The 23,130-nt window shown below is 60.2% G+C and carries 21 protein-coding genes and 2 pseudogenes; 9 read left to right on the top strand and 14 right to left on the bottom strand.

Going from position 1 to position 23,130, the window contains the following annotated elements; all coding sequences use genetic code 11:
- Positions 1 to 83: 83 nt before the first annotated feature.
- Positions 84 to 437, bottom strand: coding sequence for an IS66 family insertion sequence element accessory protein TnpB (gene tnpB / locus AC3IX4_RS05665; RefSeq protein ID WP_489259629.1), 354 nt, complete (start codon positions 435 to 437; stop codon positions 84 to 86).
- Between the two features lie 87 nt (positions 438 to 524).
- Positions 525 to 767, bottom strand: coding sequence for a transposase (locus tag AC3IX4_RS05660; protein ID WP_489259628.1), 243 nt, complete (start codon positions 765 to 767; stop codon positions 525 to 527).
- A gap of 43 nt (positions 768 to 810) precedes the next feature.
- On the opposite strand from AC3IX4_RS05660, the pseudogene AC3IX4_RS05655 reads away from it, so the two are divergent.
- Positions 811 to 1,538, top strand: a pseudogene (locus tag AC3IX4_RS05655) (Tn3 family transposase); the annotation flags it as partial.
- A gap of 110 nt (positions 1,539 to 1,648) precedes the next feature.
- Here AC3IX4_RS05655 and AC3IX4_RS05650 read toward each other — a convergent pair.
- Both AC3IX4_RS05650 and AC3IX4_RS05645 read right to left on the bottom strand, forming a co-directional pair.
- Positions 1,649 to 3,025, bottom strand: coding sequence for a sensor histidine kinase (locus AC3IX4_RS05650; RefSeq protein ID WP_489259627.1), 1,377 nt, complete (start codon positions 3,023 to 3,025; stop codon positions 1,649 to 1,651).
- Positions 3,018 to 3,689, bottom strand: a complete 672-nt coding sequence (locus tag AC3IX4_RS05645; protein WP_489259626.1) for a response regulator — start codon at positions 3,687 to 3,689, stop codon at positions 3,018 to 3,020. The genes AC3IX4_RS05650 and AC3IX4_RS05645 overlap by 8 nt, the downstream gene beginning before the upstream one ends.
- A 210-nt stretch (positions 3,690 to 3,899) precedes the next feature.
- Here AC3IX4_RS05645 and AC3IX4_RS05640 point away from each other — a divergent pair, with 210 nt between their 5' ends.
- The 5 genes from AC3IX4_RS05640 (at position 3,900) to AC3IX4_RS05620 (ending at position 9,297) form a co-directional block, all read left to right on the top strand.
- Positions 3,900 to 5,189 (top strand): OprD family porin, encoded by a 1,290-nt coding sequence (locus AC3IX4_RS05640; protein ID WP_489259625.1) that lies wholly within the window; start codon positions 3,900 to 3,902, stop codon positions 5,187 to 5,189.
- Positions 5,190 to 5,217: 28 nt separating this feature from the next.
- The gene (locus AC3IX4_RS05635; protein ID WP_489261216.1) at positions 5,218 to 6,204 is read left to right on the top strand and encodes a Bug family tripartite tricarboxylate transporter substrate binding protein; all 987 of its coding nucleotides are present in this window, start codon (positions 5,218 to 5,220) and stop codon (positions 6,202 to 6,204) included.
- A gap of 79 nt (positions 6,205 to 6,283) precedes the next feature.
- Positions 6,284 to 6,742, top strand: coding sequence for a tripartite tricarboxylate transporter TctB family protein (locus tag AC3IX4_RS05630; RefSeq protein WP_489259624.1), 459 nt, complete (start codon positions 6,284 to 6,286; stop codon positions 6,740 to 6,742).
- A 1-nt stretch (position 6,743) separates the two neighbouring features.
- Positions 6,744 to 8,258, top strand: coding sequence for a tripartite tricarboxylate transporter permease (locus tag AC3IX4_RS05625; protein WP_489259623.1), 1,515 nt, complete (start codon positions 6,744 to 6,746; stop codon positions 8,256 to 8,258).
- Positions 8,251 to 9,297, top strand: a complete 1,047-nt coding sequence (locus tag AC3IX4_RS05620; protein WP_489259622.1) for an AbrB family transcriptional regulator — start codon at positions 8,251 to 8,253, stop codon at positions 9,295 to 9,297. Before AC3IX4_RS05625 ends, AC3IX4_RS05620 begins: the two co-directional genes overlap by 8 nt.
- A gap of 368 nt (positions 9,298 to 9,665) precedes the next feature.
- Here AC3IX4_RS05620 and AC3IX4_RS05615 read toward each other — a convergent pair whose 3' ends face one another.
- The gene (locus tag AC3IX4_RS05615) at positions 9,666 to 10,022 is read right to left on the bottom strand and encodes an OsmC family protein (protein WP_489259621.1); all 357 of its coding nucleotides are present in this window, start codon (positions 10,020 to 10,022) and stop codon (positions 9,666 to 9,668) included.
- Between the two features lie 423 nt (positions 10,023 to 10,445).
- Positions 10,446 to 11,144 (bottom strand): uracil-DNA glycosylase, encoded by a 699-nt coding sequence (ung, locus tag AC3IX4_RS05610; RefSeq protein WP_489259620.1) that lies wholly within the window; start codon positions 11,142 to 11,144, stop codon positions 10,446 to 10,448.
- Between the two features lie 131 nt (positions 11,145 to 11,275).
- Here ung and AC3IX4_RS05605 point away from each other — a divergent pair, with 131 nt between their 5' ends.
- Positions 11,276 to 12,388 carry an enoyl-CoA hydratase/isomerase family protein gene (locus AC3IX4_RS05605; protein WP_489259619.1) on the top strand — a complete coding sequence of 371 codons (1,113 nt, stop codon included), beginning with the start codon at positions 11,276 to 11,278 and terminating at the stop codon, positions 12,386 to 12,388.
- Positions 12,389 to 12,395: 7 nt separating this feature from the next.
- Here the strand turns inward: AC3IX4_RS05605 and AC3IX4_RS05600 are convergent, their stop codons facing one another.
- The 4 genes from AC3IX4_RS05600 to AC3IX4_RS05585 all read right to left on the bottom strand — a co-directional run bounded on the left by AC3IX4_RS05600 (position 12,396) and on the right by AC3IX4_RS05585 (position 16,698).
- A complete protein-coding gene (locus tag AC3IX4_RS05600; RefSeq protein ID WP_489259618.1) occupies positions 12,396 to 12,797 on the bottom strand; it encodes a hypothetical protein in 402 nt (133 codons plus the stop codon).
- 317 nt (positions 12,798 to 13,114) lie between these two features.
- The gene (locus AC3IX4_RS05595; RefSeq protein ID WP_489259617.1) at positions 13,115 to 14,221 is read right to left on the bottom strand and encodes an NADH:flavin oxidoreductase/NADH oxidase; all 1,107 of its coding nucleotides are present in this window, start codon (positions 14,219 to 14,221) and stop codon (positions 13,115 to 13,117) included.
- Positions 14,222 to 14,372: 151 nt separating this feature from the next.
- The gene (gene recJ / locus AC3IX4_RS05590) at positions 14,373 to 16,082 is read right to left on the bottom strand and encodes a single-stranded-DNA-specific exonuclease RecJ (protein WP_489259616.1); all 1,710 of its coding nucleotides are present in this window, start codon (positions 16,080 to 16,082) and stop codon (positions 14,373 to 14,375) included.
- A gap of 73 nt (positions 16,083 to 16,155) precedes the next feature.
- The gene (locus tag AC3IX4_RS05585; RefSeq protein ID WP_489259615.1) at positions 16,156 to 16,698 is read right to left on the bottom strand and encodes a YaeQ family protein; all 543 of its coding nucleotides are present in this window, start codon (positions 16,696 to 16,698) and stop codon (positions 16,156 to 16,158) included.
- A gap of 154 nt (positions 16,699 to 16,852) precedes the next feature.
- Between AC3IX4_RS05585 and AC3IX4_RS05580 the strand changes: the two genes are divergently transcribed.
- Together AC3IX4_RS05580 and AC3IX4_RS05575 are read left to right on the top strand one after the other, a co-directional pair.
- On the top strand, positions 16,853 to 18,052 hold the full coding sequence (locus tag AC3IX4_RS05580) for a CaiB/BaiF CoA transferase family protein (protein ID WP_489259614.1): 1,200 nt from the start codon (positions 16,853 to 16,855) through the stop codon (positions 18,050 to 18,052).
- Positions 18,053 to 18,102: 50 nt separating this feature from the next.
- Positions 18,103 to 18,984, top strand: a complete 882-nt coding sequence (locus tag AC3IX4_RS05575) for a TIGR02285 family protein (protein WP_489259613.1) — start codon at positions 18,103 to 18,105, stop codon at positions 18,982 to 18,984.
- A 172-nt stretch (positions 18,985 to 19,156) separates the two neighbouring features.
- Here the strand turns inward: AC3IX4_RS05575 and AC3IX4_RS05570 are convergent, their stop codons facing one another.
- From AC3IX4_RS05570 to AC3IX4_RS05555, 4 genes and pseudogenes are all read right to left on the bottom strand, one after another.
- On the bottom strand, positions 19,157 to 19,447 hold the full coding sequence (locus tag AC3IX4_RS05570; protein ID WP_489259612.1) for a DUF3509 domain-containing protein: 291 nt from the start codon (positions 19,445 to 19,447) through the stop codon (positions 19,157 to 19,159).
- Between the two features lie 150 nt (positions 19,448 to 19,597).
- Positions 19,598 to 19,972: pseudogene (locus AC3IX4_RS05565) on the bottom strand (response regulator); the annotation flags it as partial.
- A gap of 354 nt (positions 19,973 to 20,326) precedes the next feature.
- Positions 20,327 to 21,736, bottom strand: a complete 1,410-nt coding sequence (gene thrC, locus AC3IX4_RS05560) for a threonine synthase (RefSeq protein WP_489259611.1) — start codon at positions 21,734 to 21,736, stop codon at positions 20,327 to 20,329.
- Positions 21,737 to 21,763: 27 nt separating this feature from the next.
- Positions 21,764 to 23,068, bottom strand: a complete 1,305-nt coding sequence (locus AC3IX4_RS05555) for a homoserine dehydrogenase (protein WP_489259610.1) — start codon at positions 23,066 to 23,068, stop codon at positions 21,764 to 21,766.
- Positions 23,069 to 23,130: the final 62 nt, after the last annotated feature.

Here is a 23,130-nt window from a genome sequence, read left to right as displayed (position 1 = left end):
ACAGACGTCCGATTGCAGCAGGATCGACACTCAAACCCAATTAACCACAGGTGGATTACTTTTCGCGGCGATAGACCGATAGGCTAATGGCAGCTGTTAAAGCAGTGTGATCGCACCACCAGCCCCCTCCCCGCACGTTGCCAGGGCAGGCCCAGCACCAACGCCTGAAGTTGCTCGGTATCCAACTCTATTTCAGCGCCATGGCGAATGCCTGGCCAGTGAAACTTGCCTTGGTTCAATCTGCGCACCGCCAGCCAGATGCCAAACCCGTCATGCACCAGAACTTTTATGCGAGTGGCGCGGCGGTTGGCGAACAGATAAGCGCAGTGCGGCTGCGCCGCACCGAAGACCGCGATCACTCTGGCCAATGGAGTCTCGGTGCCCGCTCGCATGTCCATCGGCTCGGTGGCGAGCCAGATGGAGTCGATGCGGATCATCGCAGCAGGTCTCGAAGAACAATCGCGCAGGCAGCAGCACTCTCAGTTGGCCAGTTCACTTTGACGGTGCCACGCGGGTGCTGGATCTCAACGCAGATATTCGATGATGCGGCTTGCAAATTTGGCTCCGGCCGACATCTTGGGTAACGGAATAAATGCAAGTTGCAGCGCCGTGCTTTTCTGCGTGTGCACTCGAATCCATTTGTGGACGAGGTTTGCGTTGAGGCTATGGCAGAGTGCGATGCTGGCAATCGAAGCGCGAGGCTGAGCACATTCTAGAATGACCTGGGCCTTGAAGGACTTGGAATAGGAACGGCGTGTTGGCTGCATGAAATACTCGCTTAAAACGCTAGAACTGGTGCCCACTTAAATTGATTCGACCTACGTGCTTGATGGTCTGCTGTACCACGAATCAGACTTGCGGATAGAGGAACACTACACCGACACAGCAGGCTTCACCGACCATGTGTTTGGCTTGATGCATCTATTGGGGTTTCGCTTCGCGCCGCGCATACGTGATCTGCGCGACACCAAGCTGTTCATCCCGAAGGGGGGCGATGCCGCCTATGAATCGCTTAAATCCTGCGGCTGGCCACCTCGATCAAACAGGGCACAGTAACGGCCTCATTGATGCTCAGGAAGCTCGGCAGCTATCCAAGGCAAAACGGCCTGGCCGTGGCTTTGCGCGAGTTGGGGCGCATCGAGCGCACGTTGTTCATTCTGGACTGGCTGCAAAGCGTCGAACTGCGCCGCCGCGTCCAGGCCGGACTCAACAAGGGTGAGGCACGAAATGCAATGGCCCGGGCTGTATTCTTTAACCGTTTGGGGGAAATTCGCGACCGTAGCTTCGAGCAGCAGCGCTACCGGGCTAGCGGCCTCAACTTGGTGACGGCGGCTATCGTGCTGTGGAATACCGTTTATCTGGATCGGGCCGTGAACGCTTTGCGCAATCACGGCCAAGGCGTTGACGACGCGCTGTTGCAATACCTATCCCCGCTGGGCTGGGAACACATCAACTTGACCGGCGACTACCTGTGGCGCAGCCGCATCAAGGTCGGTGCGGGGAGGTTCAGGCCATTACGAGCGCTGCCACCCGCTTAACGTGCTTTAAATTCCGTTTTCTGAGACGACCCCATTTTTTACACAAGCCACCCTCGCCGCCGCCCTCCGGGTCGGCAGCCGGTGGCCTGCATCCCCGCTAGAGAACACTGCTACTCGGTCACAAAACTGACGCGCACTTTCAGGCCACCCAGTTCGCCGTCGTGCAAGCTGATCTGGGCCAGGTGGGCGCGGACTATCTCACCCACAATCGCAAGCCCCAGGCCCGTGCCCTTGGCACCACGCCGATAGAAACGCTCAAACACTCGCTCCCGTTCATCTGCCGGGATGCCAGGGCCATCATCTTCAACCTCCAGCACGCCGGGGCTGACCCGCAGGATCACGTTGCCGCCAGGTGGGGTGTGGGCCAGCGCATTGTCGACCAGATTGCTCAATAACTCATTGAGCAGGGTCGGCTCACCACGCAGCCACATGGGCTGCTCGGCTTCCAGCGCCAGTGCCACACCACGCGCATGGGCCAAGGGCGCCATGGCCATCCCCAGCTCCCGGGCCAACTGGCTCAGATCCAAGCGTTGAGCGCCACCTTCGGCGATGGCGCGAGCACCATTTTCGACCCGAGCCAACGACAGTAATTGGTTGGCCAGGTGGGTCAATCGATCCGTGCCCTGTGCCACGGACTCTAGCGTTTCGCGCCATACGGGCGGTTCTTTGGAACGCAATCCCAACTCGACCCTCGCCTTGAGGGCCGCCAAGGGGGTACGCAATTCGTGGGCAGCTTCAGCAATAAACTGGGCCTGGCGCTCGAACTGCCCACGCAGGCGCTCGGTAAAATGATTCAGGCTTTGTACCAACGGCCACAATTCCCGTTGCACCTCAACCAGCGGCAATGGCCGAAGGTCATCTGGCTGGCGCTCCTCCACGGCTGTGCGCAGCCGCTCCAGCGGGCGCAATGCGGCACTGACGGCAAACCACACCAATAGCAGTGCGCCCACGGCCAGCATTCCCAGCCGCAGCAGCGTATCGGCCATCAACCCACGGGCCATGCGCACCCGCGCCTCTTCGGTTTCCGCCACGCGGATCTCGGCCATGCCGTTCATATTGGGCTCGGTCACAGGCTTGAGCAGGCTCACCACCCGCACGTCCTGGCCCAGGTATTGAGCGTTGTAGAAACGTGCCAGCGCCGGGTAATCATCGGTACGCGGAGTACCGGGCGGTGGCGCGGGCAGGTTCTCGTAACCGGAAATCAACTGCTGGTGGATATCGTTGACCTGATAGTAGATACGCCCGGCACTGTCGTAGGCGAAGGTGTCCAAGGCAACGTAAGGCACATCGGCACTCAAGCTGCCGTCACGTTGGGACAGCCCGGCGGCAATGGTCCGGGCCGAGGCCAACAGGGTTCGGTCATAGGCGGTGTCAGCCGCTTCCCGGCCGTTCCAGTAGGCGCTCAGGCCGCTGGCGAGCATCAGCACCACCAGCAGCAGCGCAAGGTTCCACAGCAGTCGCCAGCGCAGGCTGCTGGCATCACGCATCGCGGCTCTCGAGCAAGTAGCCGAGCCCCCGGAAGGTGACGATAGCCACCGCCTGGCCATCGAGTTTCTTGCGCAATCGATGCACATAGATTTCGATGGCATCGGCGCTGGCGTCCTCGTCCAGGCCGAACACCTGGGCTGCCAGTTGCTCTTTGCTCATCACGCGGCCAGGGCGCGCGATCAGCGCTTCGAGCACGGCCTGTTCACGGGAGGTCAGGGTCAACAGCTCACCGGCCAGAGAGAAGCGCCGAGTATCAAGGTCGTAAACGAGCGTCCCGCAGCGCTGCTGGCGCTCTCCGCCCAGCACACTGCGACGCAGCAGCGCCTTGACCCGTGCTTCCAGTTCGGTCAGTTCGAAGGGCTTGGCCAGGTAATCGTCAGCCCCAAGATTCAGGCCATGGACCCTGTCCTTGACGTCGCTGCGAGCCGTCAGCATCAGCACGGGCAGGTTTTTGCCACGGGCCCGAAGTCGAGCCAGTACCTCGAAGCCGTCCATGCGTGGCAGGCCCACATCGAGCACCACCACCGCATATTCCTCGCTGGCCAACGCCAGGTCGGCCGCGACGCCATCATGCAGCACGTCCACGGTCAGGCCTGCACTTTTCAAGGCCTGGGCGACACTTTCGGCCAATTGCAGATGGTCTTCGACGAGCAGCACACGCATCGTTTTCTCCTGGTGGGAGGACGTTTGAAGGCGCGGAGTTTACAGGCGGATCAGCGCCTGTGAAGCCTTGCAGCAATGAAAGCCTTTTGAAAGGTTAGCGAAAGATTCAAGCTCTAGTATCCCCTCACGGCTCTCTCCAGAAGGGCTGTACAGCGAATTCGCCCCGATGCGTTTTCGACTTAATAAGAACAATAACGGAGTCATGACTCGATGCCGTCCATGCAGACCCAGGCTGCCAAGCCTGCCCGCAGCTTCCGTACCCGCCCTACCGTTCTTGCCAGCGCAGCCGCACTAGCAGGCTTCTCGCCGCTCGGCCAAGCCGCCTTCATCGAAGACAGCAGCGCCACCTTCGAAACCCGCAACATGTACTTCAACCGCGATTTTCGCGATGGCACCAGTGCCCAACAGTCCAAGCGTGACGAGTGGGCGCAAGGCTTCATGCTCAACCTGGAATCGGGCTACACCGACGGTATCGTCGGCTTCGGCGTCGATGCCCTGGGCATGGTGGGCGTCAAGCTCGACTCCAGCCCCGACCGCACCGGCAGCGGCCTGCTGCCGACCCACGATGATGGGCGCGCCGCCGATGAGTACTCCAAGCTGGGCCTGACCGGCAAGGTGAAATTCTCGGCCACGGAGCTGAAAGTCGGCACCCTGATCCCTGAACTGCCCACCTTGCGCCCCAACGATGGCCGCATTCTGCCGCAGACCTTCGAAGGCGGCCTGCTGACCTCGAAGGAAATAAAAAGCCTGACCTTCACCGGCGGGCGCCTGGAGAAGGCCAAGGACCGTGATGACACCAACCAGGAAGACATCGCGCTCAACAACAAGAACGGTCGCTTCCTGGGCACGGCGTCCGGCAATCACTTCGACATGGCCGGCCTTGACTATAAGTTCACCGACAAGATCACCGGCAGCTATCACTTCGCCCAACTGGATGACGTATACCGCCAGCACTTTGTCGGCCTGATCGCCTCGCAACCGTTCGGCCCGGGCACTGTCGGCACCGACCTGCGCATGGCCTTCAGCGACGACCAGGGCCAGGCCCGTGGCGGCGACATCGACAATACATCGCTCAACGGCCTGGTCAGCTACGCCCTGAGCGGCCACAAGCTAAGCGCCGCCTACCAGCATATGTCCGGCGACACCGCCTTCCCTTATGTCGATGGCTCCGACCCGTATCTGGTCAACTTCGTCCAGATCAACGACTTCGCCGGCGCAGAAGAACACTCTTGGCAACTGCGTTATGACTACGACTTCGCCAAACTGGGCATCCCCGGCCTGACCTTCATGAGCCGTTATGTCAATGGCGACAATGTAGCGCTGGCAAACGGCAGCACTGGCAAGGAGTGGGAGCGCAACAGTGAAATCAAGTACGTGGTGCAAAGCGGCACTCTGAAAAACGTCGCTGTGCGCCTGCGCAACGCCACCTACCGTTCGAACTTCGCTCGCGACGCCGACGAAGTGCGACTGCTGGTGAGCTACAGCGTGGCTCTTTGGTAATAACCCATAACAACAATACCCCTGGAGACTGTCGATGAATCTTTCACTGCGCCGCATCGCCCTCGCTACCACTTGCCTGCTGCTGGCTGGCAACGTGCTCGCCGCCGAACCCAAACGCCCTGAGTGCATTGCCCCGGCCTCGCCCGGTGGCGGTTTCGACCTGACGTGCAAGCTGATCCAGAGCGCCCTGCTCAACGAGAAAATCCTCACCAAGCCGATGCGCGTGACCTACATGCCTGGCGGGGTTGGCGCGGTGGCGTACAACGCCGTGGTCGCCCAGCGTCCAGGCGACGCCGGCACCGTGGTGGCCTGGTCGAGCGGCTCGCTGCTGAACCTGGCCCAAGGCAAATTCGGTCGCTTCGATGAAAACGCCGTGCGCTGGCTGGCCGCGGTCGGGACCAGCTACGGCGCCATCGCCGTGAAGAAAGATTCGCCCTACAAGACCCTCGACGACCTGGTCGCAGCCTTGAAAAAAGACCCGAGCAAAGTCGTGATCGGCTCGGGCGGCACCGTCGGCAGCCAGGACTGGATGCAGACCGCGCTGATTGCCAAGGCCGCCGGCATCAACCCGCGTGACCTGCGTTACGTTGCGCTCGAAGGCGGCGGCGAAATCGCCACCGCGCTGCTGGGCGGCCACATCCAGGTGGGCAGTACCGACATTTCCGACTCCATGCCGCACATCCTCAGCGGCGACATGCGCCTGCTGGCGGTGTTCTCCGAGGAGCGCCTGGACGAGCCGGAAATGAAAGACATTCCGACCGCCAAGGAACAAGGCTACGACATCGTCTGGCCCGTGGTACGCGGTTTCTACGTGGGCCCCAAGGTCAGCGACGAGGAATACAACTGGTGGAAAGAGTCCTTCGACAAGCTGCTGGCGTCCGAAGAGTTCGCCAAGCTGCGTGACCAACGCGAGCTGTTCCCCTTCGCCATGACCGGCCCAGAGCTCGACACCTACGTGAAGAAGCAAGTGGCTGACTACAAAGTGCTGGCCAAGGAATTTGGCCTGATCCAGTGATGAGCCCTCTGCCTTGAGCACAAGGCATGTCCAAGGTTGCGCCCGGCCAAGCCCGGGCGCCACGAAGGAGTTTCCCCCCATGGTCTTGCAACGCCTCTTTGCGCTGGTGCTGCTGCTCGTCTGCGCCGTACTGGCCGTCATGGCCTGGCCCTATCAGGCCGCCTTTTCCTACGAACCCGTTGGCCCGCGCGCCTTCCCGTTGTTGATGCTCGGCCTGATGGCCGCCGCCCTGCTCTACCTGGCCTTTCGGCCCACACCGATCGTGCGCGGCGACGATGAACACGAGCTGGATCGCGAAACGCTGACCAAGATCGGCCTGTGCGTGATCTTGCTGCTGGTGTTCGCCGGCCTGTTCGAATCCCTCGGTTTCATTCTCAGCAGCATCCTCATCGGCGTGCCCATGGCGCGCCTGTATGGCGGGCGCTGGCTGCCCAGCGTGGCCATCATCAGCCTGATGAGCGTCGGTCTTTACCTATTGTTCGACAAGACCATGGACGTGCCCCTGCCGCTTGGCCTACTCGACGTTCTGGAGAATTGATATGGATACTTTCAGCTATCTGGGCCAGGGCTTCGGTGTTGCGCTGAGCCCTTACAACCTGGTCACTGCCCTGTGCGGCACCCTGATCGGCACGGTGGTTGGCCTGCTGCCGGGCCTGGGCCCGATCAACGGCGTGGCCCTGTTGATCCCGATTGCCTTCGCCCTCGGTCTGCCGCCCGAGTCGGCGTTGATCCTGCTGGCCGCGGTGTACCTGGGCTGCGAATACGGCGGGCGAATCAGCTCGATCCTGCTCAACATTCCCGGCGAAGCGTCCACGGTGATGACCACGCTCGACGGTTATCCCATGGCTCGCCAGGGCATGGCCGGCGTGGCTTTGTCCCTGTCGGCCTGGAGTTCGTTCATCGGTGCCTTTATCGCCACCTGTGGCATGGTGCTGTTTGCACCACTATTGGCCAAGTGGGCGATTGCCTTTGGGCCGGCCGAATACTTCGTGCTTATGGTCTTTGCCATTGTTTGCCTGGGCGGCATGGCCGGGAACAAGCCGCTGAAGACGTTTCTGGCGGCATTGATGGGGCTGTTTTTATCCTGCGTGGGCATCGACGCCAACAGTGGGGTCTACCGTTTTACCGGTGACAGCGTGCACCTGGCCGACGGTATCCAGTTCGTGGTGCTGGTACTGGGCCTGTTCTCGATCAGCGAAATCCTCTTGCTATTGGAGAAGACCCATCATGGCCAGGAAGCCGTCAAGGCCACCGGGCGGATGATGTTCAACGTCAAGGAAGCGGCTTCGGTGTTCGCGGTCAACGTTCGCTGCGGGCTGATGGGCTTCATCATGGGGGTGTTGCCGGGCGCCGGTGCGACACTGGCCAGTGCCGTGGCCTACATGACTGAGAAACGCCTGGCCGGTGCCAGCGGTAAATTTGGCCAAGGCGACAAGCGCGGCCTCGCGGCGCCGGAAACCGCCATTGGTGCTTCAGCCTGCGGCGCGCTGGTGCCGATGCTGACACTGGGAGTTCCGGGTTCGGGCACCACGGCGGTGATGATCGGCGCCCTGTCGCTGTACAACATCACCCCTGGCCCGCTGCTGTTCCAGCAGCAACCGGATATTGTCTGGGGCCTGATCGCCTCGCTGTTTATCGCCAACATCATGTTGGTGATCCTCAACATTCCGATGATCCGCCTCTTCACCCGCATCCTGGCCGTGCCGAACTGGGCGCTGGTACCGGTGATTGCAATCATCACGGCGATCGGCGTGTACGCTGTCCATGCCACGACTTTCGACCTGTTCCTGATGATTGCTATCGGCATCTTCGGCTACATCCTGCGCAAGCTGGACTTCCCACTCTCGCCGCTGCTGCTGGGCTTTATCCTGGGTGGCCTGATGGAGCAGAACCTGCGTCGCGCCCTGTCGATTTCCAATGGGGCACTGGACATCCTCTGGTCGAGCCCGATCACCTTCGGTGTGTGGGTCCTGACCGCCATCATGCTGCTGGTTCCGCTGCTGCGAATCTGGCGCAAGCGCAGCGTTTCGCGTCGTGCCTTGGCCGATGTCTGAACGCTTTCTGCAATCGTGGTGGGGAACCCCGCTGGTCGGCCTGGCCGGCGGGTTCCTGGCCAGCCAGGTTGGCTGGCCTTTGCCCTGGATGGTCGGCTCCCTGCTGGCGATCCTGCTGGTGCGCTGCCTGACGCCTTGGCAACTGGCCGAAATTCCGGGCGGGCGTAAAGTCGGTCAATGGATTATCGGCATCGGCATCGGCCTGCACTTCACCCCCCAGGTGATCGAGCAGGTACTGAGCCACTTCGGCCTGATCTTTTTTGGCGCGCTGGTGACCAGCATCGCCAGCGTGGTCAGTGTCTGGCTGCTGCGGCGTACCGGCGAAGACCGCGCCACGGCGTTTTTCTCCAGCATGCCTGGCGGTTCGGGCGAGATGGTCAACCTTGGCGCACGCCATAATGCATCCTTGGGCCGTGTGGCCGCAGGTCAGAGCCTTCGGGTACTGGTGGTGGTGTTGTGCGTGCCAGCAGTGTTCAAGTATTTGCTGGGCGACGGTGTACCAGTGGTGCATGCAGGTTCCGTTGACTGGCGCTGGCTGGCGGTGGTGTTTCCTCTCGGCGCACTGGCGGCCTGTCTCTGGCAAAAGCTCAAGCAGCCCAACCCATGGCTATTCGGCCCGCTACTGGTTGGGGCAGTGGCCAGCATCGGCTGGGACCTGCATATCGGCCTGCCCCATGGGGCCAGCCAGATCGGCCAATGGTTGATCGGCAGCGGCTTGGGTTGCCACTTCAATCGTGCGTTCTTCCGTCGCGCGCCGTCGTTTCTCGGCCGGACCTTGCTGGGCACAGCCCTGACTATGTTGATTGCTGGCAGTTCAGCCTGGGCCTTGAGTGCCTTGACCCAGCTTGACCTGCGTTCGCTGACCTTGGGCATGATGCCCGGCGGCATTGCCGAGATGAGCCTCACGGCTGAAACCTTGCAATTGTCCGTGCCGCTGGTCACGGCACTGCAGGTGATGCGGCTGCTGTTTGTACTGTTTTTGGCCGAGCCCTTGTTCCGGCGCTGGAACAGACAACCCGATACAACCGTACAACGGTAAGGTTTCGACTTGCCGGAATGCCGGACCATCGCAAGACGCAGTGCTAGATGTGGGAGCTGGCTTGCCAGCGAATGGAAACACCTCTCGGCTTCTGGCACACCGCGCCAACTTCATTCGCGGGCAAGCCACGCTCCCACAAAACTGCAATTGCTTAACTGACTGGCATTCGGGCTTGCCCGCGACGAAGTCCGTGCAGCAAATCTGCATTTGTCTGATATTCAGGATCTTTCCCTGACGTTCATCAAAACATTTTCAGGCAGTTACTTAATTACCGGCTCACATAAAATTTCAAAATTCATAGAGTTGGCCAGAAAGCACTCATGGTGCGCCTGCTCATGCAGTTTACTGGCAAGAATCTTATCCGAATCCTATGCAATCTCGACTTTCGGGCGCAATACAATTTTAGTGAAATGACCTTTACGGGTGGGATGCTCATCCACCATATAACCTATCGCGTTATCAACATAACCAACAACCACAACGTTATTTATGGCACATAAATGCAAATACCATAACTTGTGACACGCCGAAATCGACGCAACCAGCATATCCTCTGGATTCCATTTGGCAGGATCACCCAGGAAAGCAGGGTCAGACGATCCTTGCAGGGCAGGCTTGCCTTTTGATGTGGCTGTATAATCGCGCCCATATGCCTTATAGGAAGAAGTGCCGGTTCCGCGATTGCCGGTCCAGCAGATTTCGACTTCGTAACTGTGCTCACTCATGCTGAGGACTCTCATTGATCCGTATTTTGAAATGATTGAAGGACGTATAAGAAAATATCTCTTCATCTGTCGTACCTCAACCCGAGCAAGTTTTGTTGAATCAAAATTTCAGGTCAATCAGGAAAGTCCGATGACATTGTGAGAGTATGCTGTAAGAATTCTCCAAGACCTCTAGCTTTCAGCTTGTTTTTTACTCGACCCCTTGAAATAGCGCGTAATAATCCTTATCCATGAGTAGCCACCTGCAGCGCTTGCGGGAAGACCATGCAAACCGGAGATGCTTAGAGAAAGGCTTGGGGAAGATGCTCGCGATGGCATCGCCGCGATCCTAATGTAGGAGCCGAGCTTGCCGGAATGCCGGACCATCGCGATGGCGTCAGACCTGACACACCGCGTTGGCCCAATCGCCGGCAAGCCGTGCTCCTACAGCAGCGGTGGCAAACGCCAGTCTATGGGCGTCAGGCCGCACTGTTCGAGGTACTTGTTGGTCCTGCTGAAGTGCCCATTGCCGATGAAGCCGCGATAGGCAGACAGCGGCGAAGGATGTACCGACGTCAGTACCAGGTGCTTGGTGGCATCGATCAGCTTTTGCTTGCCCTGGGCATGAGCACCCCACAGCAGGAACACCAGATGAGGCTGATGCTCACTGACCAGGCTGATGATCCGGTCGGTGAAATGCTGCCAGCCCTTGTTCGCATGGGAGGCGGCGTTGGCCCGCTCCACGGTCATGGTGGTATTGAGCATCAACACCCCCTGCTCGGCCCAATACTGCAGATAGCCGTGGTTGGGGATGTCGATATTCAGGTCGCGCTTGAGCTCTTTATAGATATTGACCAGCGACGGCGGCGTCGTCACGCCCGGCTGCACCGAGAAACACAGGCCATGGGCCTGGCCTGGGCCGTGATAGGGGTCCTGGCCGAGAATCACCACCTTGACTTGATCCAGCGGCGTCGAATTCAAGGCGTTGAAAATCATTGGCCCTGGCGGAAAGATCTCCTTGCCGGCGGCGTGTTCCTGGCGCAGGAACTCACGCAGCTGGTGCATGTAGGGCTGGTCGAACTCATTGCGAAGGGCTTGCTTCCAACTGGCTTCAAGTTTGATGCGGTCGTTGTCGGTGGTCATGGGGCTACCTGAAAAATCAATGGGCGGACACTAGGAAACAGCGCCTCGCTTGTCAATCGATCCGACCGATAACCAGCGCTTTACCAGCGAGGCGCCATACTGTTCTGTCAGACAACCGAAAGAGGTTTGCCATGAACCTGGAATTCGAGGAGCGGACTGGCGTCGATGGTGCCCGGATCGGCATCGCCACACTTAACGCCGAAAAAAGCCTGAACGCACTGTCGCTGCCCATGATCGAGATGCTCAGCGAGCGGTTGGCGGAGTGGACCCAGGATGATCAGATCGTTTGCGTACTGTTGCGCGGCAGTGGCAGCAAGGCATTTTGCGCAGGTGGCGAAGTCCGAAGCCTGGTTGAAGCCTGCCGCCGACGCCCCGGCGAAGTACCACCACTGGCCGCCCATTTCTTTGCGGCTGAATACCGGCTCGACTATGCCCTGCACACTTATCCAAAACCGCTGATCTGCTGGGGCCACGGCTATGTGCTGGGCGGCGGCATGGGCTTGCTGCAGGGTGCCAGGATTCGCATCGTCACCCCCAGCAGCCGCCTGGCCATGCCGGAGATCAGCATTGGTCTTTACCCCGATGTCGGCGCCAGTTGGTATCTCTCCCGACTGCCCGGCAAGCTGGGCTTGTTCCTGGGGCTGACGGGCGCCCATATGAACGGCCAGGATGCAATCGACCTGGGCTTGGCCGACCGCTTTTTGCTCGATGAACATCAAGAGGAATTGCTCGATCGCCTGCTGCAACTGAACTGGCAGGAACAGACCTGCATGCAACTCAACAGCCTGCTCAAGGCCATGGAGCAAGAGGCGCAGGGTGCTTTGCCCCAAGCGCAGTGGCTACCACGACGCAAGCAGATCGACACATTGCTGGATGTCAGTGATGTGGTCGGTGCCTGGCGGGCCATCAGCACGTTGCACAATCACACCGACGCCTTGCTCTCTCGGGCGGCCCGCACCCTGAGCGAAGGTTGCCCGCTGACTGCACACTTGGTGTGGGAGCAAATAAAACGCGCGCGACACCTGTCGTTGGCACAGGTTCTCCAGATGGAATACAGCATGAGCCTCAATTGCTGTCGGCATCCGGAATTCAGTGAAGGTGTGCGTGCCCGGCTCATCGATAAAGACCAGAAGCCCCGCTGGCATTGGCCGGACATCGCCGCCATCCCACCAGCGGTGGTTGAGGCGCACTTCAGCAAGGCCTGGGAAGGCCGCCATCCGCTGGCGGACCTTTGCAGTTACTGATCAACAATCAACGGTGCCAACCGCGATCAGGGCGACCGTCGTGGTTGCGGTCGTAGCCTCGGTCGTAGCCTCGGTTATAGCCTCGGTCATAGCCGTGCCGCGACCCTTGGCGATAGCGCGGGTAGTAACCCTGGTTCGGGTGGCCTCGATAGCCTGGAGGCGCCGGGTGGTAATAGTGCGGCGGCGGGGGCGCGCGATAGTAGCGCGGCTGCGGCGCATAGTAATAACGCGGTTGCGGGGCCAGATAGTAACCGCGGCCATATGGGTAAGGAGAATAGGTGCGGTAACCCGGATAGGAATAGCGGTCTACGGTGTACACATCGGTACGATAGTAACTGGCTCCTTCATAAGGGACACAAGCGGTCATCAGCAAACCCAGCAGAGCGATCAGCAAAAGTCGGCGATACATAAGCGGCCTCCTGGACCGCGAAACTGCACATCCCAGCGGCGCTGGTCGGCGTCGACGCGCGGATACTTGTCGACACAGAATCAGACAGCGGATCCAGGGTCCGGTGCCATTGCCGAAATAAATAGATACAACAGATATCAACTAGCCACCTTGGATGCGGCCTGCCTAATACACCGCGGTGCCTTCATCGCGGTGGTCCGGCATTCCGGTAAACCCGGCTCCTACAGGTGTGTGTACACCGCCGATCGGGGTAGGAGCCAGGCTTGCCTGCGAGGCGTCTCGACTGACACACCGCAGGTCCCTACGTTATGAAGGTTTCAATCGCGTAGATCGGACTCGTGGATCGGTTGATCTCGATGGGTTGCCCGATGGTATTGCGCGGGCCAGACAGCCTTGTGCCCGCCCAGGTCGTCGTCGGCATGCAGCGCCCAATACGGATCGCGCAACAGCTCACGGGCCAGCAGGATGATATCAGCCTGACCGGTGCGCAAAATATGTTCAGCCTGGGCAGGTTCAGTGATCATGCCCACCGTGCCGGTGGCAATTTCCGATTCCTTGCGGATTTTTTCGGCAAATTGAGTCTGATAACCCGGGCCTATTGGAATTTCGGCTTTCACCGATGTGCCACCCGAAGACACATCGATCAAGTCTACCCCCAAGGCTTTCAGGCGACGGGCCAGTTCCACCGTCTCCTCAGGGTTCCAGCCATCCTCGACCCAGTCGGTCGCGGACAGGCGGACAAACACTGGCAGCTCTTGCGGCCACACCGCCCGCACCGCTTCAGTGACTTGCAAGGTCAGACGAATCCGGTTCTCAAAACAACTGCCGTACTGGTCACGCCGCTGGTTGCTCAACGGTGAGAGGAATTGATGCAACAGGTAACCGTGGGCGGCATGGACCTCGGCCACTTTGAAGCCGGCCTCCAGGGCGCGTTTTGCCGAATCGGCAAAGGCCTGGATCACCTCCTGGATCTGGGCTTCGGTCAACTCGGTCGGCACGGCGTGTTCGGGGTCAAAAGCGATTTTCGAAGGCCCGACCGGCACCCAACCGCCATCGCTGACCGGCACGCTGCCGTGTTTGCCCAACCAGGGCCGATAGGTGCTGGCCTTGCGCCCGGCATGGGCCAACTGAATACCGGGGACTGCGCCTTGGGCGGTAATGAAACGAGTGATGCGCTGTAACGGCTCGATCTGCTCGTCATTCCACAAACCGAGGTCCTGAGGGGTGATGCGGCCATCGGCCGTTACCGCGGTTGCCTCGGTGATGATCAGCCCGGCACCGCCAATCGCTCGGCTGCCAAGATGGACCAAGTGCCAGTCATTGGCCAGGCCATCGACACTTGAGTACTGGCACATGGGCGATACCGCGACCCGGTTGCGTAAGGTCAATTGGCGCAGGGTATAAGGTTCGAGCAGCAGACTCATGGGGCACCTCTCAAATCAAGTGGTAAGGCTCCAGATGCTGTTTGTATAGCCAACGACGAGAATCTTCCCCGCAGGTTCACACGACTATTCAGACAGTTATTTGAGCCTAGACCAGATTGCGGTATGCCCGGCATTAACCACCGGCTTTCGCTCAGCGAGGGTCCATGTGCATGATCATCAGCTGTACTGTTTCCTGGCCACGGAACTCGTTGAGGTCGAGTTTGTAGGCCAGCTCCACCCAGCGCACGGAGGGGTTGGGCCATACGTCTCGGTCTATGCCAAAGGCGATGCCATCGAGTCTCACCGAGCCGCATTCAGTCTTGAGTACCACTTTCAGATGGCGCTCCCCCACCACCCGTTGCTGCTCCAACTGGAACACGCCATGGAACAGTGGCTCAGGGAAGTGCTGCCCCCAAGGCCCGGCATGGCGCAAGGCGCGAGCCAGTTCCAGATGGAACTCCTCGACCGCCAGTGTGCCGTCGGACAGCAGCCGTCCGGTCAGGTCGTCTTCACACAGCTGGCGACGTACTTCGGTATCGAATGCAGTGGCGAAAGCCTGGAAATTCTCAGCCGGCAATGACAGCCCAGCGGCCATGGCGTGGCCGCCGAACTTGCTGATCAACTGCGGGTTCTGCGCCGCCACCGCATCCAGCGCGTCACGAATATGAAAACCCGGCACCGAACGGGCCGAGCCCTTGAGCATGCCCTCACCCGCGTCGGCAAACGCGATGGTGGGTCGGTGGTAACGCTCTTTGAGGCGCGAGGCAAGAATCCCGATCACGCCCTGGTGCCAATCCGCTTCGAACAGGCACAGCCCGAACGGCATGGACTCCAGCGGCAGATCCTTGAGCTGGGCCAGGGCCTCGCGCTGCATGCCCTGCTCGATGGATTTTCGGTCCTGGTTCAGTTCATCCAGTTGCACGGCCATTTCTCGCGCCAGGGCCGGGTCGTCACAGAGCAGGCATTCAATCCCCAGGCTCATGTCGTCGAGCCGCCCCGCTGCGTTCAGGCGTGGCCCGAGAATAAAGCCCAGGTCCGTTGAGGTAATGCGGCCATGCTCGCGCCGGGCTACTTCCAGGATCGCCTTGAGCCCCGGTCGCGCCCGGCCTGCACGAATACGCTCCAGGCCCTGATGGACAAGAATGCGGTTGTTGGCGTCCAGCGGCACGACGTCCGCCACGCTGCCCAGTGCCACCAGGTCCAGCAATTCGCCGATATTGGGCTGTGGCCGCGTTTCATAGTGCCCGAGGCTGCGCAGGCGAGCGCGCAGGGCCATCAGTACGTAAAAAATCACCCCGACGCCGGCCAGCGCCTTGCTCGGGAACTCACAGCCAGGCTGGTTCGGGTTGACGATGGCATCGGCAGCCGGTAGTTCATGGCCGGGCAAGTGGTGATCCGTCACCAATACCTTGAGCCCGGCCGCCTTGGCCGCGGCCACCCCATCGGTGCTGGAAATACCGTTGTCCACCGTAATCAACAACTGCGGTTGACGCTGCAGCGCCACCGCGACGATTTCCGGGGTCAGGCCGTAGCCGAACTCGAAACGGTTCGGCACCAGGTAGTCCACATGCGCGGCGCCCAACAAGCGCAGGCCGAGCACGCCGACGGTGCTGGCCGTGGCACCGTCGGCGTCGAAGTCGCCCACGATCAGAATGCGCTGACGCTGGTCCAGCGCCTCGACCAGCAGGTCTACCGCGGCATCGATGCCCTTGAGCTGCGTAAACGGAATCAGCCGCGCCAGGCTCTTGTCCAGTTCTGCTTCGGACTGCACCCCGCGTGCGGCATACAGCCGGGTCAGCAGGGGCGGCAGGTCACCGAGAAAAGGCAGGACTTCGGGCAGCAAACGCGGTTCGATACGCATGGGGCGACAGGACATTCCGTAGCTTGGGTAAAAGTAAACGGCGCACGTCAGGCCGCCGTTCTGAAGGGGTGGATCAGCCGCGCTCGCCGAGCAGCCATTCCAGCTGCACCTCGTGCTGGCCCCGGTCGTCGGTGACGAAGACCGTGCCTTCGCTGATCATCACATCCCACTTGATAACGCGTGGCATGTCCTGGGCCAGGGTTTCCAGCACTTCCTGAGGCACCGCGGCGATGTGAAGGTTTTTCAGGCCCTTGACCGCACCCACCACCTTGGTCTCCCAGACGCGCAGGCTGCCGTAGGCCAACAGGCTGGTGCGCTCGGTGCGCCGCGAGCACCAGGTCAGGCGATCAGCGTCCGGCTGGCCGACTTCGATCCAGTGCAATACGCGGTCATCCAGGCTTTTTTCCCACAGGGCAGGCTCATCCACATCCGACAGACCACGGCCGAAGGACAGACGCTCGTTGTAGAACAGCGCGTAGGCCAGCAGGCGCACGGTCATGCGCTCTTCGGTTTCCGACGGATGACGGGCGATGGTCTGCTTGACGCTCTCGTACACGCCCCGATCGAGGTCAGTAAGGTTCAGTTCAAACTTGTAGGTCGTGGACGGCTGGGCCATGTACGGACTTCTTGCATCAGAGAAAAGTCGCACAGTCTAACCGATGCACAGGCCCTGAACGAACGCCCCTTGAAATGGATTCACCGATTGTATTTCTGAGCACCCCCAGCCTGTGATAAAACCTTCGCCTCTGCCCAGCTGCCACGGACCTTTCATGTCACTCGCCGCCAAACCTCTCGCGGGCCTTAAAGTCATTGAACTCGGCACTTTGATTGCCGGTCCCTTCGCCTCGCGCATCTGCGCCGAATTCGGCGCCGATGTCATCAAGGTCGAGTCGCCGGATGGCGGCGATCCGCTGCGAAAATGGCGCAAACTCTACGAAGGCACTTCGCTGTGGTGGTTTGTGCAGGCGCGCAACAAAAAGTCATTAACACTCAATCTCAAGCATCCTGACGGCATCGACGTGCTGAAAAAGCTGCTGGCCGACGCTGACATCCTGATCGAGAATTTCCGCCCTGGCGTACTGGAAAAGCTCGGATTGGGCTGGGATGTATTGCATGCCCTGAACCCAAAACTGGTGATGGTGCGTCTTTCAGGCTTCGGCCAGACCGGCCCGATGAAAGACCAACCGGGCTTTGGCGCGGTCGGTGAGTCCATGGGCGGCCTGCGCTACATCACCGGCTTCGAAGACCGCCCACCGGTGCGCACCGGAATTTCCATCGGCGATTCCATCGCCGCACTCTGGGGTGTGATCGGCGCATTGATGGCGCTGCGCCATCGCGAAGTCAATGGCGGCCAGGGCCAGGTGGTGGACGTCGCCCTGTACGAAGCCATCTTTGCCATGATGGAAAGCATGGTGCCGGAATTCGATGTGTTCGGTTTCATTCGCGAGCGCACCGGCAATATCATGCCCGGCATCACGCCCTCCTCTATCCATACCGCCGCCGATGGCCGGCATGTACAGATCGGTGCCAACGGCGATGCGATCTTCAAGCGCTTCATGAGCGCCATCGGTCGTGACGACCTGGCCAACGATCCCTCCCTGGCCAGCAACGACGGCCGCGACCTGCGCCGCGATGAGCTGTACGGGGTGATCGATCGCTGGACTCGCACACTGTCGCTCGATGAGGTGATGACCGTGCTTACCCAGGCACAGGTTCCGGCCAGCCGAATTTTTTCGGCCGAGGACATGTTCCAGGACCCGCAATTCCTGGCCCGGGAAATGTTCCTCCAGGCGCGCTTGCCGGACGGCAAACCGTTCAAGATGCCAGGTATCGTGCCCAAACTGTCTGACACCCCCGGCAGCGCCGACTGGGTGGGCCCGGAACTGGGTGCCCACAGCGACGAAGTCCTGGCAACGCTCGGCTATGATTCACAAGCCATCACACGTTTGCGTGAACTAGGGGCTATCTAAGCGCAGGCACAACCGGCATGGGCTCATTCACTTTCAAGGACAAAAAAGCAATGACCCAACGCTGGATGCCGTGGAAATGGTCTGCGTGGCTGGCTCTGATACTGGTCTGTGCGCCTGCGGTGGCCGAATCCCGGCAACCGTTGGTCTGGCTGCTGCTCGATTTGCCACCGCTGACCATTCTGGAAGGCGAACTCAAAGGTCAAGGCGCCGTTGATCAACTGCTGGCGCTGCTGGTTGAGGAATTACCGCAGTACCAACACAGTATTTTGCGGGCAAACCGGGCGCGGGGCTTGCAGGTACTCCAGGGCGAGCTGCTGGCGTGCGACCCGAGCCTGTTGTGGACAGCCGAGCGGGCCAAACACATCGCCTATTCCATTCCCACTTTCCGCACCTTGAGTAACGGCCTTGTGGTACGCCAGCAGGATCGCGCGTTGCTGGCCCCCTTCATGCGCGACCACTTAGTGGATTTGCGGGCACTACTGGCAGCGAATACGGTCAAGGTCGGGCTGATGGGAGAGCGCAGTTACGGCCCCCAGATAGACCAGATGCTCACTTCCGCACCGCCCGAGGTTCTTACCCCCCACTATGGCAATGACGCCGTCGGCAGCCTCCTGCAGATGGCGCACTTGGGACGTCTGCAGGCAGTTCTCGGCTATTGGCCGGAAATACGCTACCGTCGCGAGCGGCTGGGCCTGAACGCCGATGAGTTCGAATTTATCCCGATCAAGGACGTGGATCAGTACCAATCGATCTATATTGGCTGCTCTGATACTCCCCAGGGTCGTGAAGTCATTGCCCAGATCAATAGCCGCCTACAACGGTTGCGCCAGGACTCACGGGGTGCCGCTTTCTATGCAAGGTGGCTGGCCCCAGCCATGCGCGAGCAGTACCTTCAGGACTCCCAACGCTTTTTCGCTCAGCCTGCGCCCTGAATCCGGGCAAAAAGAAACCCCGATTGGTGGGGAGGCCAATCGGGGCTAAACCAGGTCCGGATGGGGACCAGCATGACAGGGACGGCAAGCACCGGAGCTGAATGTTTACCGACCTGTCCTGCAAGTAGGAGTACAACAATCACCGAAGGTTCCCTGATTTATGCCTGCGGGTTTATGCCAGTGGACTGGCAAAGGCCCTGCCCTGTTCAGCATTGCGCAGCGCGGCAATCACGCAAGGCTGGAGGCGCCCTTCGGCCACTCGAAGGTCACGGTGCAAGCCATCGACGGCATCGATCAGCAAGCGCTTGTCGGCCAATTGGGCTCCGCTCAATCCTCGGGCCAGCACCAGGCTGCCGTTGGTGTCCGTCAGGGTGACACGGCAGCCGCCTTGCAGGTCCCAGGCATCCAGGCTTACCTGATAGGGCGTCAGGGCTTCGTTAAGCAACACGCTGATACTTTCCATCTTGATCACCATTCTCTTGTTCAACGCCAAAGGGTGCTAATCGATGACCGATGGTCGGCCCACACAATTCGCGGGCACTGCAGCAACACCGTCACTCATTTCGAGGATGCCGGGCTAATGTGACAGATTGAATTGCAGAGGCTGGAAATGATACTGATCGAGCAGATGTCGCAGGCCAGTAATGCTGACCGGCTTTTGCACGCAACCCAATACCTGCAAACCACGGCGCTCTGCCAGATGGGCTACCTTGTCGAGCACTGAACGTTCGGCATTGCTGAGCAGAATAATTGCCCGCGCACTTTGGCAGTCAGCAAGATGGTGGATAAAGGCCAGACCGTCGGGCCCTTCCATTTGTAGATCGCAGATTGCGATGTCGATCAGCCCACGCTTTTCCAGGGACTGGCAGGCGGACTCGACACTCTCGGCAGTCAAGACGTCATAGACGCCATTGGCGTTGAGCATCTGGTGCAAGGCCATCAGTTGAAAGGGGTGGTCTTCTAGAATCAGGACTTTGAGTGACTGCATCGGCGTTTCTCCCTCACGACGAAGCGGCACTCTAGAGAATGATGTAGGCCAGTCCCATAGGACGATTCCTAAATATTCTCGGAATTTTCTGACGACTGCCCGCCAATTTCCGAATGGATGGCGGTTTGCCTGATGTACGGCGTAGCGCCCATCGCGGCTAAAGACACAAGCCGGCGGTTCGGCGCTCCGATTTACCCGCGATGCGGACCACGCGGTGTGTCTGAAATACCGCGGCGTGGCCATCGCAGTGGTCCGGCACACCGGCAAGCCTGGCTCCTACACCCCCACACGCATGGCGGTGCTGTAGGAGCAGGCTTTAGCCGCGATGAAGGCACCGCGGTTTACAGGCAAGCCTTACAGCGGTTTGCCGCGATTGCCGTGCTGGCTGACGAAGGCTTGAACGGCTTTCAAGTCATTCGGCAGTACGGTGCACTTCTCTTCGCGCTCGAACAGGTCGGTCAGGTGCGCTGGCAGGGTCAGGGCCTTGCCGACACCCGCCTTCTCGACCGCATCCGGGAACTTGACCGGGTGAGCGGTACCCAGCACCACCATCGGAGTGTCGAGGCTGCGGCGGCATTCACGACCGGCCTTCACGCCGATGGCGGTGTGCGGGTCGAGCACTTCACCGGTCTGAGCGTAAACCTGGGCAATCGTCTCGCAGGTGGCTTCGTCATCCACTGCCAGCGAGTCGAACAGCTTGCGCGCTTCGGTCCAGCGGTCTTCTTCGACACTGAAACCGCCACCTTGCTTGAAGGTATCCATCAGGCCTGCGATGGCCGCACCGTTGCGACCGTGCAGGTCGAACAGCAGGCGCTCGAAGTTCGACGACACCATGATGTCCATGGACGGCGACAGGGTCGCGTGCAGGGTGTCCTTGACGTACTGGTTGCCGCTCATGAAGCGGTGCAGGATGTCGTTCTGGTTGGTGGCGACGATCAGCTGGCTGATCGGCAGGCCCATGTTGCGCGCCAGGTAGCCTGCAAAAATGTCACCGAAGTTGCCGGTGGGTACCGAGAACGCCACCGAACGAGCCGGGCCACCCAGCTGCAGGGCTGCATGGAAGTAGTAGACGATCTGGGCCATGATCCGCGCCCAGTTGATCGAGTTGACCGCTACCAGGCGAGTACCTTTCAGGAAGCTTTGGTCAGCGAAGCTGGCCTTGACCATTTCCTGGCAGTCATCGAAGTTGCCTTCAATGGCGATGTTGTGGATGTTCTCGCCGAAGATGGTGGTCATCTGGCGGCGCTGCACTTCCGACACACGCTGGTGTGGATGCAAGATGAAGATGTCGACGTTATCGCAACGACGGCAGCCTTCGATGGCGGCAGAACCGGTGTCACCGCTGGTGGCGCCGATGATGACCACGCGCTCGCCACGCTTGGCCAACACGTGATCCAGCAGACGGCCGAGCAGTTGCAGGGCAAAGTCCTTGAACGCCAGGGTCGGGCCGTGGAACAGCTCCAGCACCCATTCGTTACCGTTCAGTTGGCGCAGCGGTGCAACAGCGGCGTGCTCGAACGCGCCGTAGGTTTCTTCAAGGATTTTCTTGAAATCGGCATCGGCGATGCTGCCGGTGACGAACGGGCGCATGACCCGGAATGCCAGCTCGTGGTACGGCAGGCCTGCCCAGGAAGCGATCTCTTCCTGGGTGAACCGTGGCAGGTTCTCGGGCACATACAGGCCACCGTCACTGGCAAGACCTGCAAGCAGCACGTCTTCAAAGTTCAGGGCCGGGGCCTGGCCGCGAGTACTGATATAACGCATGACCTATTCCTCTAAATCAGTTGCTGCTCAATTCAATTGTTCGACACGGATACGCACGACGCTGCCAACCACATCCTGCAAGGCTTCCAGCGCGGTGATGGCATCGTTCATGCGTTGTTCGACCACGCTGTGGGTCAGCAGGATCATTGGCACCAGGCCATCCTGTTCTTCCACTTCCTTCTGCATGATCGACTCAATGTTGATACCACGCTCGGACAGGATGCTGGCAACCTGGGCCAGTACGCCCGGGTGGTCCTTGGCCTGGATGCGCAGGTAGTAGGCGCTTTCGCAAGACTCGATCGGCAGGATCGGGTGCGCCGACAGCGAATCGGGTTGGAAGGCCAGGTGCGGTACGCGGTTTTCCGGGTCCGATGTCATGGCACGGACCACATCCACCAGGTCGGCAACCACTGACGAGGCGGTCGGCTCCATCCCGGCGCCAGCGCCGTAGAACAGGGTCGAGCCGGCAGCGTCGCCATTGACCATCACAGCGTTCATCACGCCATTGACGTTGGCGATCAGGCGGTCAGCCGGAATCAGCGTCGGGTGCACACGCAGCTCGATGCCGCTGGCGGTGCTACGGGCCACGCCCAGGTGCTTGATGCGATAGCCCAGCGCTTCGGCGTAGTTGACGTCGGCGGTGGTGAGCTTGGTGATGCCTTCGGTGTAGGCCTTGTCGAACTGCAAGGGGATGCCAAAGGCGATCGAAGCCAGGATGGTCAGCTTGTGGGCGGCGTCGATACCTTCTACGTCAAAGGTCGGGTCTGCCTCGGCATAACCCAGCGCCTGCGCTTCGGCCAGCACGTCTTCGAAGGTACGACCTTTTTCGCGCATCTCGGTCAGGATGAAGTTGCCGGTGCCATTGATGATGCCCGCGACCCAGTTGATACGGTTGGCCGACAGGCCTTCGCGAATCGCCTTGATCACCGGGATGCCACCGGCCACGGCCGCTTCGAAGGCGACGATGACGCCCTTTTCACGAGCCTTGGCGAAAATCTCGTTACCGTGCACGGCGATCAGCGCCTTGTTGGCGGTGACCACGTGCTTGCCATTTTCGATGGCCTTGAGCACCAGTTCGCGAGCGATGGTATAGCCGCCGATCAACTCAATGACGATATCGATTTCGGGATTGGTCGCGACCTCGAATACATCAGCGGTAATGGGGGTACCGGTAATCTGGCAATTCGGGTTTTGCGAACGCATGGCAATCTGTGCCACTTCGATTCCACGCCCGGCACGGCGGGCAATCTCCTCGGCGTTGCGCTGAAGTACATTGAAGGTACCGCCACCGACGGTCCCCAACCCACAGATGCCTACTTTGACCGGTTTCACTGTGAACTCCCCATGAAACAGCCGACGCGAGGCCGGCCGTAAAAACTGCCGCAGGCTCACCT

Source organism: Pseudomonas sp. KH_021, assembly GCF_057838865.1.
This window is presented reverse-complemented; position numbering and strand designations above follow the sequence as displayed.